The organism is Pantoea sp. RSPAM1 (genome assembly GCF_038816185.1).
GTDB classification, from domain to species: Bacteria; Pseudomonadota; Gammaproteobacteria; order Enterobacterales; family Enterobacteriaceae; genus Pantoea; species Pantoea ananatis.
Window position 1 is genome coordinate 4302387 of the sequence record NZ_CP046137.1, and the last position, 12576, is coordinate 4314962.

The following is a 12576-nucleotide window of genomic DNA, read 5'->3' on the forward strand; positions in this document are numbered from 1 at the left end:
ACGATCAGAAGCTCTGCCAGTTATCTTCCTGCGCACCTGCACCTGCCGCCGCAAGCTGGGGACGCTTCAGCACGGGCGCGGCCGTCACGGCGGCTAAAGGCGGCTGAGCGGCGACAACCTGAGCTGACCGGATGGTAAAGGCGGCCACCAGCTGTTGCAGCGTACTGGACTGCTCCGTTAACGAACGCGCAGCGGCAGAAGCCTGCTCCACCAGTGCGGCGTTTTGTTGGGTTACGCTGTCCATCTGATTGACCGCTTCATGGACCTGACCAATGCCCTGCGACTGTTCGCTCGCCGCCACCGCAATCTCATCGACCAGATCGTTTACCTGACGCACGGCATCGTTCATCCGGTTCATATTCTGTCCGACGTCTTCAGCCTGAGCAGCGCCGGTTGCAACGTAGCGCATGGAGGACTCGATCAGTTCTTTGATCTCACGGGCAGAAGAAGAAGAGCGCTGCGCCAGATTACGCACCTCACCGGCGACCACGGCAAAGCCCCGTCCCTGCTCTCCGGCACGGGCTGCTTCAACGGCCGCATTCAGCGCCAGAATGTTGGTCTGGAAGGCAACGCCTTCAATCAACGCAATGATATCGTTGATTTTCGCTGAACTGCTTTTGATATCGGACATGGTGCTCAGCATGGTTTTGACTTTGCCGGCGCTGTCTTCCGAGATTTCACGCGCATTTTTGGACAGCTGACTGGCAAGGCGGGTATTTTCAGCCGTCTGGCGCACGGTTTCGCTCAGTTCAGACATACTGGCCGCCGTTTGCTCCAGCGACGCTGCCTGCTCTTCGGTCCGCGCCGAGAGATCCTCATTACCCGCGGCAATCTGCGACGAGGCCGAACTGACCGAATGCGAAGCCTGCTCAACGGATGACAACGACTGCGCCACATTGCTGACCAGATGATTATAAGCGCTGGCCGTTAAGCCAATTTCATCCCGACGGGTTTCATCCGCCCGCAGCGTCAGATCGAGGCGTTCACTGGCGTTTTCCATGGTGCTGCGGATAGCATTAAGCTGACGACGGATGCTGAAAATGGTTTTCACCGAAAACGCGCCAAGCAGCAGGATAATCAGCAGCGAACCGCCGGACATGCCCCACAAGGTTTGTTGATAAACCTGATTGTTTTGCTGGCTGTACGTGTCACCAATGTCCACATTCAGCTGCAACTGTCGCTTTAACCCCGCTATCAAATCGCGAACAGACTGACCCACACCACTGTCTCCCTGGATCTCGCCCAACGCGATGGCATCATTTTGTGCCCGTGACCCGGCAAAAAAGGTCGGCAGCCTGGCTTCCGCTTCTTTTATCTCCCCAAAGGCTTTTTCGCTCAGGGCCTTGTCTTCAGCACTGGAAATGTCGTGATCAAAGTAATACTGGTTTTGCTTTTTCAGATCCGCAATTACGCCAGCGATATCTTTCTCAAACTGCGCCTGCTTACGTTGATCGGTCGCACTTTGATGGCGATAAAGCAGCAGCGTCAGGGCATTGCTGCTATCGACAAGCTTATTAAGATCGGTAATGGAAGGAATCGTATTTCTCTGCACGTAATCGAAGCGTGATTGAAATCCTGTTACCACCGTGATCGCCACCACAGCCAGAACAGCCAGTGATGCGGCAAGGAGGGAGAAGGTCAGGAAAAGTCGCTGTGTAATGGTCATTGTTTGTTCCGCCTGGTCGTTAAAACGAAAATGCTTTGTGCATTAAATGTACGCACATAAAGACTATCGGCATGTACCTGACAAAACTGAGCGTATTCGTTTAGGTATTGTTTACATTATGTAACGGCACAGCCTGTTTAGCGGCGACAGGAGGAAAAAGTGAGATTGAGAGAGGCTTGCCCGGCGTCAACCGGGCAAGAATGAAGACTTAAAACAGTACCGAATAGTTCAGCCCAAAGGTGCGTCCCCGGCCTTTGTACTGATACAACGACGGCGAGCCATAGGTCGGGCTGTAAAACAGCGGCGCACGTTGTCCCCACACCGTGGTGTAGTCGCGATCCAGCAGGTTCTCGACGCTAAAGCTCAGCTTGCCCACCGGCAACTGGTAGCTGCCGATAAAATCAACGGTGGTATAACCGTCAATTTTGTTGCCGCCGTTATCGGTCAGGTCAAACGACTGCGTGCTTTGCAGGCGCAGGCTCCAGGGATCCGGTGACCAGCCAACATAGGCAGTGGCTTTCGATGGACTGGCATAAATGACATCCCACTTCTTCCAGCCGCCCTCTTTTTTGGTTTCAGACTTCACCAGGTTGAAGTTGACGCCGGTGCTCCAGTTGGTATCGGGGATGAAGTAATCCACCGCACCTTCCACGCCATAAATACGGCGCTTGTCATCGTCCACGTTAATGGTCATATCGCTGCGGTTGACCGAAATCGATTTGTCTGACAGCGAATAGTAGGCGGCTAACTGCGTGCGCAGGTCATTACCGGTGTAACGCCAGCCCAGCTCGTAAGAATCGACTTTGATGCCCTGAAGCTTCGACTGATCGACATTAACGCTGTTCAACAACTGGTAGTTGCCGTTTTGCAGACGATAGGTGCCGTTGCCGTAATACTTGCCCGGATCTGGCAGTTCAACGCCTTGCGAGAAGTTGAACCATGCCTGCTGGCGCTCGGTGATATGCATCAGGATACCGGCGTTGTACAGGGCGTTGTCGTAATCCGTTGAGCCGCCTGGAATCGCATCGGCCGAACGCGCCGTGCCATTAGCAATCGCCTGCTGCTGGGCATAGCCGACAAAGTCGTCCACCTTGTTTTCGGTGTACTGATAACGTACGCCGCCACTCAAGGTGAAGGTATCGTTGATGTCGTAGCTGGACTGCAGGAAAGCCGCCAGGTTAGTAATGTCATAACCCGGATAGCGTCCGGTGGTGTAAATGCTCTGGTTGTTCAGGCCACCCGAGGCGGCCGACTGTGCCAGATCAAAGAACATCTGATTGGAACTAAAGCGTTCATGATCGGCATCAACACCGTAGGTCAACTGCAGGTTGTCGAGCGGTTTACTGGTGATTGCCAGCTTGCCGCCGTACTGGTCAGTGTCCTGTTTAGAGGAAGAGAGGCTGGTCACCCGCCCGCCGGACACCGTTGGGAAGGGATAAAACGCCAGAGACTCATCACGATAGTAGACCTGGCCCACCAACTCCTGCCCCAGGAAATCGGTATTTGAGTACTGCAGACTGACCAGGTGGCGCTCGGTGCCGGGAATACGGTCTGAGTTCAGTCCTTTACTGGTGTAGGCGTTACCGTTTCCGGTCACCGCCGAAAAGTTTCGGCCAAGAAAGAGGCCATAATCGTCATCGCCCTGGCTCTTGTAGTATTGCGTCACCAGCTGCAACTGCTGGTGATCGTCAATCTCAAGCGTGCCGGTGCCCATCACATCCAGACGATCGGAGTATTGCAGGCCCGTCTGGGTGTTATCGAGCAGAACAGAATCGCCGTTGCCGTCATACCAGCCACCAAACTTCTGGTAGGCCACCGACAACCTTCCCGAGGCGCGGTCATTGCCGCCCGAGATCGCGCCCGCGACGCGCTCATCGTGATCTTTACTGTTGTTAAACCCGGTTTTGGTGCCGGTTTCAAACTCAAACTGGGTGCCCGGCTGGCCTTTTTTGGTGACGATATTGATCAGGCCACCGGTGCTGCCCCCGCCGTACAGTGAGGTCGAACCCGAGATCACCTCAATGTGATCGATGTTAAAGGGATCGATCGAATCCAGTTGGCGGCTGTCTGTGCGCGAAGAATTCAGGCGAACGCCGTCCACCAGCACCACTATCGCGCGGCCGCGCATGTTCATGCCGTAGTTGGTTCGGCCCTGGCTACTGACGTCCAGGCCCGGCACCAGCTGCGCCAGCGCATCTTTAAACTCTTTGCCGCCCTGGACTTGTTGCTCCAGTTCGGCCCCCTCAATCACCCAGGTGGTTTGGGCCATTTCTGCCACCGTACGGTGCGTACGGCTGGCCGAAACCACCATGTCATTTTCACTGGTTTGCTGTGCGACCGCGGGTGCCATCATGGCTAACAGCAGCGGATTAAGCAGCCAGATATTCTTGTTTTTAGTTTTCATTTTCGTTCCTGCGTGCGAGGTTAAGGCTTACCCCAAGGACTCGGTATAGTTTTTAATGGACGCAGCGCCGTGCTGCGGTTTTTCCCGGCTGACGCTGCGCCACTGGATCAGGGCGGGCGGCGTGCTGAGATCGAACAAATCACGCCCCAGTGCGCGATTCAGAATACGGGCGGATCGCCACGCCATCAGGCTGAGCTGAGGCTCTGCGATACCGTGGGTTTGCATACTGGCGTTCACCGCAAAGATGTTATTTTCTTTTGGCCCGCTCCACTCAAGCGTGAAGTCCTCACGCACGCTGAACGTGCACTCATCTTTCATGGTCAGGCGGCTCATCAGGGGTGAGAGCAGTTCTGGCAGCGCAGGCCGGTAGCCGGTGGCGAAAATCACCACATCGCATTCGATAAGGTCGTAGCCCTGGTCAAGCTGGTGCTGCAACTGAAGCTGCCAGCCCTGGTGATGACTGTTGAGTTCAATGACCGAGCGGCTCGGCAGCAGGTGCGCATTGCGCGGCTGACGCTGCACTTCAAAGCGATGATACAGCTCGCGATAAATCGTCAGCAGGGAATCTGCCGTGATGCCGTCCGAGGTCATCTTCTGTTCAGCCAGCATTTTCTGTCGGGCAGCCTCGTTCAGACCGACAAAGCTGGAAACGTACTCTGGCGTGAAGTATTCGTTGGCGAAAGCCGCCTCATCCAGGGCGTTGAAATTATTACGGCGCGATACCCAGCTGACCTCAGCCGGTTCACCCCATTCACCCCGGAAGGCGTTGAGGAACAGATCGGCGCCACTCTGACCGCCGCCAATCACCGCCACGCGCTTGCCGCGCAGGTCGGGTTTACGCAGGCTCATTTCGCTGGCGTGGAAGCAGGTGGCGCTGATGCGGTTGACGCAGGGCGGCAGGTAGGGCTGCTTGCCAATGCCCAGACAGATGTTGCGGGCATAGCTTTCCTCACCGTTGCTGTGAATCACAAAGCGTTTATTGGCCTCATCAAAATCAATGCGTTCCACCCTGTGATTAAAGCGCAGGTTCTGCATGCCCTCGGCGGCCCAACGCAGATAGTCGGAAAACTCATCGCGCGAGACGGTACGTAACTCGGTGGTCATGAAGCGGTAAAACTTTTTACGCTTCACCAGATAGTTCACAAAGCTGAACGGGCTGGTGGGCGCGACCGCGGAGACCAGATCTTTTAAAAACGAGGTCTGCATATGGCAGTCAGGCACCAGCATACCGGGATGCCAGGCAAAATCCGGCCGGCTGTCTAAAAACTGGCTGGTAAAGCCTTCCGCTTCGTGTGCCAGCGCCGCGATACTCAGGTTAAACGGGCCAATGCCAACGCCAATAAAATCAACAGTGTTTGTCATGATTCAGTCCTTGGTAACCAGCCACAGCGGGTTTTGCAGATTTTCCAGGTAATTGGGCAACATACGGCTTCCGCCGTCCTGATCGGGCCAGGTGAGTTTTACCGGGTTCAGCACGACACGAATGATTTGTGGCTTGAAGAGTGAGAAAAGCGCAAAACGCGCCGACAGTTGCGGATGGTCCTGCATATAGTCGCTCAACACTGCGGCAAGCAGTTGGTAAAAGCGTCGTTCCGGAACGCCAAGGCGCGCCATTAACGGCGAAATAAAACGCAGGACCGTGACAAAGTGGCCAGTCTGCAAATCATGAATCAAATAGTCAGCACTCAGGCGTGCCGTCACATCGCGGACGTCCTGAGGCAGAGAGTCCATCTCCGGAAAATCGTCCTTTACCAGACGCATATCGCCCTGAAAATCTTTCAGCAATACGCGCTGGGGTACGCCGTCTTTCATCGCCAGCGTAATATTTTGCCCGTGTGCGATCAGCGCCACGCCGTAACGGCATAACAGGTGATACAGCGGCACCACCGCCACGCGGAACATCTGACTTAGCCAGGCCTCGGCGCTCAGGCCCGAGCGGGCAATGTAGGCGCCGATAAGCGGCTGGTTGTTTTCATCGCACTCCATCAGCGTGGCCATCAGAATTGGCGTTTCGTCCGCGTGCAGCCAGCGCGAAGGATTTTCACGCCAGATCACGCCCAGCATTTCCTGGTAGCGATAGGGGGCTTCGGGCAACGCGGCGTAGCCGCGATGGGAAACATAACCGGCGGCCGGTTCGCCCAGGATCACCGCCCCGCTCTGCTGCAGCGTACTGTCCGTGGCAAAGACGTTTTGTAGCCAGCGGGAGGCCAGCGGGCCCGCCGCGATATATTTGCCCGGAATACCGCGATAGCAGGAGGTGTTGTAAATGGTAAGCGGCAGTTTGATATCCAGCCCGCCCTGACGGCTGGCGTTGGTGAGCGTGCGCAGTGACTGTTGCGCCAGCCAGCTATCGCCGAATTCACCCAGCGACAGCATATTGCCCGTGGCCAGATCCGCAACAAAATCGAGCGCGATTTTTTGCTGCCACTGCCAGGGATGTACCGGCAAAGGCAGCCAGCTGTCGTCCAGCCCCTGCGCCTGCCAGACCTCGGTGAACCGCGTATATTCGGCGCTGTCCATCGCAGCCTGCAACAACTGCTGGATGTCCAGCTCGCTGTCGCAGCGCCAGACCATATGATCGCGCTTTACCGCCAGCCAGTGCAGGCGGAAGGTATTCATGTATTCCGGTGCATAGCGCACCAGCGCCTCTTGTCCCCATCCGCGACGGCCTTTATTAAAGGCAAACTTGGGGTGCCCGCTGAGCAGGCACTGCAGGCGGTCGGCATCCATATTAATCAGCGCATCGGCACTCATGCCCTGACGTGCCTGCATAAGCTGAAGATCGCCGCGCAGCGTGGCGTAAAGATCCTGCATATGTTCCGCCACCGTGGCATCGCTCATCGACAGCACCGGCTGTAACTGGCACAGCAGCGTCTGCGCCAGTACCGGCTCATCCGCACAGCGCAGGCTTTGTGCATCAATCCATAACCAGCCCCAGATGCCCCGCTCGGCGGTGAACTGCCATTCGGCACCCGGCAGGCTGATGCAGTAACGGTTGTCGTCCTGCGGCTGGGCCTGAAAGACCTGCTCGTACTCCAGCTCGGCCAGCATTTTTGCCACCAGCTGACGGTTAACCGTTTCCCAGGCGTGCGAATTCATCACAGTCCCACCTCGCTGAAGAAACGGGCGCGCTGGGTCATCACCAGGCGAGAGCGCTTGTGCGGAAAATCGAATTCTTTCACGGTGGTATAGCCCGCAGGTTCAAGGTGACGAAACAGGCGCTGATTATCCGCCCGCGGTTCCAGCACCAGGCGCTGGGTTTGCGGATTATCCAGTAAGAGACAGTGGCTGATGCCGCGCAGCCAGCTCTGCACAAAGTGCGGCCCGCGCCACTGTGGCTCACCCACCAGCAGATGCAAACCGCGATCGTACGGCTGCCAGCTGTAGTGACGTCCGATACGATCTTCCGCCGCCCAGTAAATTTCAAAGTAGCTGAAGGGCTCGTCATCAAAACAGCCAATCAGCGGAAAGGCATAGCTGCTGGTGAGCTGGCGTTCAAGATAGGCGGTCTGAGTGGCCAGCGATCCGCTCTGCTCCCAGAAGTAATCCACGCGCGGATCGTTCATCCAGCGGGTAAACGCTTCGGCATCCCGGGCAGGATCGGCCACGCGGAAGCTCAGCGTTCGCCGTACGCGCGGATCGTAACGGCGATACACTTCGCCATCAGGTCGCGCTGGGCGCTGGGGAAAATAGATCTCACGTTCGTCATCAAATACCATCTCGCCGGAGGCCTGCTGATGGGGAGCTGACAACCACAGCGGCAGTTGCCAGAACGTCTCGCGGTGGACGATATCGCTTTTCAGTGCCGCAAACAGCGCCAGCGCCTGTGGCTCTTCACGCCACTCTGCGAAGGGCAGCACCACGGCAGAAAGCTGCGGGGCAGCGATAAACATCTGATCCAGCGCATCACGCAGCCAGCCTTCGGGCAGTGGACCGGTAAAATGCAGCACCGCACTGTTGTCCTGTCCCCAACCCAGATTCAGGGTTTTTCCTGACTTTTCGCAACGCAGGCCGTGGCCGCTGTGAACAATCGTTGCCTGAGACATTTAGCGCTCCTGAGACAGCAGTGGATTGATGAAGTTGAAGTAGATCACCGACGGATCGACGATGGTGTTTTCATTGTGATCGTGCAGGTAACAGAAGAAGTTACCCTTGACGTTCCAGTGCGGGCTTTCCAGCACGTAATCCAGGCAGCCCTTGTGCGTAACCTCGTTGCGTAGCGCACTTAACGCATCGCGTACCCGCGCCATCAAATGGGTTTCACTGTCCATGCCCGCCGCCCCCAGTGCCGCCGTGACGGCAAAGGTCGAATTCACTAACAGGTAATAGGGGAAGTAGCGCAGCAGCTGCTCGCGACTAAAGACGTTTTCCGCCTGCGCTTCGCCAATCATGTCCAGCCAACCTGCGGCGTGGGGCATAAAGGCGCTGCCCTGACAGTCGCGATAAATCAGACCAACCGGCAAATCCTGCTCCATTTCCACCAGGATATTTTGCTGATGAGCTAACAGCACCAGGCCGTAATCCGCTTCGGCGGTGAACAGGGGTTTCAGCACCTGCTGACAATAGGCGTCGACCCAGGCATGTGCGGCCTGTTTTTCGCTGATGTGCAGACGCTGGCTCAGGCGTTTTACTGCGGCAGACAGCAGTGAGTCGCCGCCGTCCGGCGCGGACTGCGTCAGAGAGACCAGCACGTTGGTCTGGCTCTGCGGCCTGTCGACAATCAGGTTTTCACGCAGTGCGAACAGGCTCTCTTCCATAATCGTGCCCTGCGCATCGCGCAGTCCGGCCCAGCCATCTTCCTGCATCACGCGAAATGCCGGGAAGCGTGCCTGCATGTCCTGCCAGCGTTCGGTCTGCGCCAGACGCGCCAGTCGCATGCCGCGTTTGACCTCTTTGACCGACAGGGTGCGGACGGAGTTTGTCAGCCGCACGCTCAGGGAAAACTTGATCATGTCGCGGCTGGTGGCGCAGTACAGCGAACGCGATGAGGTGGTGGGCAGCCAGGGCGCACCGGCTTCACCCAGGTCAGTAACCAGGCCTTTTTCCACCAGTTGCTGACACCAGGTCTGCTGGAGCAGAGCGTCCGCCTGCCAGGGATGGAGCGGGAACAGCCATTGCCGATCGGTGAGCGCATGCAGTAACTGCGGCGCGTTTTCTGCCACAAAGCGCGTCAGGCGCTGCTGCAACGTCAGCTGCAGGCTGTCCCCCGCCAGCTGGTCTTTATCCACCGCAAACCAGCGTAACGGGAAATGTGGCGCAAAATCAGGCAGGTAACGCTCGGCCTGCTGCTGCGTAAAAGGTTCATGTGATTTGGGTGCCGGATGGAAGGCGTGCCCGACCAGCAAGGCCTGCTCTGCTTCGGCAAAGTTCAGGGCTTTCTCACGCAGGCCGCGCCAGTCGTGGCGGGCAGCCGTTGCCTCAGCGGTATGCGCATGGCTTTCCATCACGCGCTGGTAAAACGCCTCACAGCCGGGAGCGGGGAGCTGTAGCTGATGTTGCAGCTTATCGACAATCAGTCTGGCAACGGTGGCGAACGTCACCGTCTGGCTGCCAAGGTGAGTGACCAGCCGGGCCGGGAAAGCAAACCGGTGATGCTGGGTAGGAGAAAAGTAAGCCACCCTAAAGTGTAGGGCCTTTTCTTCCGCCAACGGAATCACTAACTCGGCGGGTTCACCCTGGCTGAGTCGCCAGTCCTTGGTTTCACGGATCAGAGAATTCAGGAAGCACTGTGCGGCCACATCCCAGGATCCATTGTGCGTCGATTGAATCATTATCAAACAATTTCCAGGCGTTATGATAATGCGAATTCTGCCGATAATAGTTCTCATTATCAACGAAAATTGTTAGAATCGGCGGAATAAATTTTACAAATACATACAACAAAGATACGGGTTAGTAACATCGTGACATCTCTTGAACTGACCGCCACGCCGCAAAAAGCCTTATCTAACTGGCCCTTAGCGATAAGCGCCGGACTGCTGGGCGTCGGACAGAATGGTTTGCTGGTCGCTATCCCGATGCTGGTTGCGCAGACCAGTTTAAGTCTTTCGGTCTGGGCGGGATTGTTAACGCTCGGCTCTATGCTGTTTTTGCCCTCATCGCCGTGGTGGGGAAAACAGATTGCGCGTCTCGGCAGCAAACCGGTCGTGCTGTGGTCACTGGCCGGTTATGGCGCAAGTTTTTTGCTACTCGGCATGGGCTGCACGCTTCTGTCTACGCGGGCGGTTAGTGCGCCGATTGGATTAGGCATACTAATTATTGCCCGGGTGATCTACGGCCTGATGGTGTCGGCGATGGTCCCGGCGTGCCAGGTCTGGGCGCTAAACCGTGCCGGTGAAGGCAAGCGCATGACGGCGCTGGCGACCATCAGCTCCGGGCTGAGCTGTGGCAGGCTGCTTGGCCCGCTGTGCGCGGCCGGGATGTTGGTGATCCATCCCTTGGCACCGCTGGTGTTACTGGTCGTTGCGCCGTTGCTGGCGCTGGCTATGTTGTTGCCGTTGCGCGGTACCGAGCCACAGCCTGCGGTGGCGCGCAGGAATGCCCGCCTGCGCATCGATTGTCTGCCCTACCTGCTGTGCGCTCTGCTGCTGGCGGCCACGGTCAGCCTGATGCAGCTGGGTCTTTCCCCAGCGCTGGCAAGGCCGTTTGGGGGTGATACCGCCGCGATAAGCCACCAGGTTGCCTGGCTGCTGAGCGTGGCGGCGGTTGCCTCACTGGCTGCCCAGTTCACGGTGTTGCGACCACAGTTACTGACGCCGCTTGCGCTGTTGCTGAGTGCAGGGCTGTTGATGTCTCTGGGTCTGGCGATGATGCTGAGCACACCGCTCTGGCTGTTTTACACCGGCTGTGCCCTGCTTTCGTTTGGTGCTGCACTGGGTACGCCTGCGTATCAGCTGCTGCTAAATGACAGGCTGGCAGACGGTGCCGGTGCGGGCTGGATAGCCACCAGCCATACCTTAGGCTACGGATTGTGCGCGCTGCTGGTTCCCCTGGTGTCGCAGTCACAGGGCGAAACAGCGCTGATCGGTGCCGCATTCAGCGCTGCCCTGCTGTTCGTGGCGATGTCAGGTGTGATCTGGCGTGCACGTCGCCGCTCAACCTTATCGGCTCATTAACCAAAAGGAACGACGATGGCTGAAGCCCATAGCTACCGCCTGTTTGACGTAAAACTGGCACGCAAGCGTCATCTTTCTCCCTCAATGCTGAGTCTGGTGTTCAACGGGCCTGACGTGGCGCAGATGAAGTCTGACGCGCCCGATCAGCGGATCAAAATTTTGCTGCCGGCAGAAGATGGCAGCATGCCTGCGCTTCCCAATGATGGCGAGTGGTACCAGACCATTCTGTCGCTACCAAAAGAGAAGCGCCCGCTGTTGCGCACCTATACGCTGCGTCATCTCGATCCTGAGCGCCAGGAGTTGACGATTGAGTTTGTCAGCCATGGTACGGAAGGCCCGGCATCGGCCTGGGCCATCAATGCTGAACCGGGTGACAGCCTGGTGATCGTTGCGCCCAATGCGGCCTGTGAATCTGACAGCGGCGGATATGAATGGACGCCGCCGGATGCGCTGCGTAATGCGTTACTGATTGCCGATGAAACCGCATTACCCGCGGCGAAAGGCATTCTGGAAAGACTGTCTCGTCAGGAAAATCCGCCTCGGGTTCAGGCCTTTTTTGAAGTCCCGGATGCGGAAGACTGCGTCGATCTGCACGCCTATACCTTTGCCGACATCGTCTGGTTGCCGCGAAAACCTGCATTTGCTTCACACGGGGAATGCCTGGTTGAGGCAATAAAATCCCGGGTTAACGTTCCCGATGGCGGCCGCCAGCAGGACGTACAGGAAGAGGCAGAAGGCGAACTGCTGTGGGACCGTGCTCAGGGCCGCAACACGGAATTTTACGGTTGGGTCGCGGCCGAATCGACCGTGGTGAAGCGATTACGTCGCCACCTGATAGGGGAGCGCGGCGTCGATCGCGACGCGATTAACTTTATGGCTTACTGGGCCAAAAAGCGGGCACACTAAACACCGCCTTTGGGTTGGCGCATTCAGGGAAACAGGGATGATTTCTGGACGTTGTTTATGCGAAACGGTCGTTTTTAAGCTGGCTCAACAACCCAGCCATTTTTACCGCTGTCACTGTTCGCTGTGCCGCCGTCAGACCGGTACCGGCCATAACCTGGCCACGCTGGTTCATGCCGATCAGTTTAGCTGGCTGGCCGGTGAAGCCGATATTAGCAGTTGGCGTCGCCCGCAGGGATACCGTAATGACTTCTGCAGGCACTGTGGCTCAACGGTGCCGAACCTGTTGCGCGGCCGCCCCCTGATCTGGCTACCGATTGGGCTGTTAGATGAAGACCTTGCGTTGCAGTGTGCAGGCGATTACTGCCTTGAGGATGCGATGTCCTGGGACATTCAGGAGGTAAAAAACGGATATCCGCACGCGCCAGATTCGCTGGATGCCCTGCTCCTTGCGTTGAACGGTGACAAATAGCCCCTGAAGACGCGTT

Annotated in this window: 9 protein-coding genes; 3 read left to right on the top strand and 6 right to left on the bottom strand. The window is 57.2% G+C overall.

What is annotated here, in order from left to right:
* Nucleotides 1-4: 4 nt before the first annotated feature.
* The 6 genes from GKC68_RS20700 to iucA all read right to left on the bottom strand — a co-directional run bounded on the left by GKC68_RS20700 (nt 5) and on the right by iucA (nt 9841).
* Complete coding sequence (locus GKC68_RS20700; protein ID WP_028723107.1) at nt 5-1666, bottom strand: methyl-accepting chemotaxis protein; 1662 nt, start codon at nt 1664-1666, stop codon at nt 5-7.
* A 208-nt stretch (nt 1667-1874) separates the two neighbouring features.
* On the bottom strand, nt 1875-4070 hold the full coding sequence (locus GKC68_RS20705; RefSeq protein WP_028723106.1) for a TonB-dependent siderophore receptor: 2196 nt from the start codon (nt 4068-4070) through the stop codon (nt 1875-1877).
* 27 nt (nt 4071-4097) lie between these two features.
* Nucleotides 4098-5432, bottom strand: a complete 1335-nt coding sequence (gene iucD / locus GKC68_RS20710; protein ID WP_342656462.1) for an NADPH-dependent L-lysine N(6)-monooxygenase — start codon at nt 5430-5432, stop codon at nt 4098-4100.
* 3 nt (nt 5433-5435) lie between these two features.
* The gene (gene iucC, locus GKC68_RS20715; protein ID WP_252293906.1) at nt 5436-7169 is read right to left on the bottom strand and encodes an aerobactin synthase IucC; all 1734 of its coding nucleotides are present in this window, start codon (nt 7167-7169) and stop codon (nt 5436-5438) included.
* A complete protein-coding gene (iucB, locus tag GKC68_RS20720) occupies nt 7169-8116 on the bottom strand; it encodes a N(6)-hydroxylysine O-acetyltransferase (protein ID WP_342656463.1) in 948 nt (315 codons plus the stop codon). The genes iucC and iucB overlap by 1 nt, the downstream gene beginning before the upstream one ends.
* A complete protein-coding gene (gene iucA / locus GKC68_RS20725; RefSeq protein WP_342656464.1) occupies nt 8117-9841 on the bottom strand; it encodes an aerobactin synthase IucA in 1725 nt (574 codons plus the stop codon).
* Between the two features lie 132 nt (nt 9842-9973).
* Between iucA and GKC68_RS20730 the strand changes: the two genes are divergently transcribed.
* From GKC68_RS20730 to GKC68_RS20740, 3 genes are read left to right on the top strand one after another with little or no spacing between them, the layout of a single operon-like run.
* On the top strand, nt 9974-11185 hold the full coding sequence (locus GKC68_RS20730) for an MFS transporter (protein ID WP_342656465.1): 1212 nt from the start codon (nt 9974-9976) through the stop codon (nt 11183-11185).
* Nucleotides 11186-11200: 15 nt separating this feature from the next.
* On the top strand, nt 11201-12091 hold the full coding sequence (locus tag GKC68_RS20735) for a siderophore-interacting protein (protein ID WP_028723100.1): 891 nt from the start codon (nt 11201-11203) through the stop codon (nt 12089-12091).
* Nucleotides 12092-12128: 37 nt separating this feature from the next.
* Nucleotides 12129-12560, top strand: coding sequence for a GFA family protein (locus GKC68_RS20740; protein ID WP_028723099.1), 432 nt, complete (start codon nt 12129-12131; stop codon nt 12558-12560).
* Nucleotides 12561-12576: the final 16 nt, after the last annotated feature.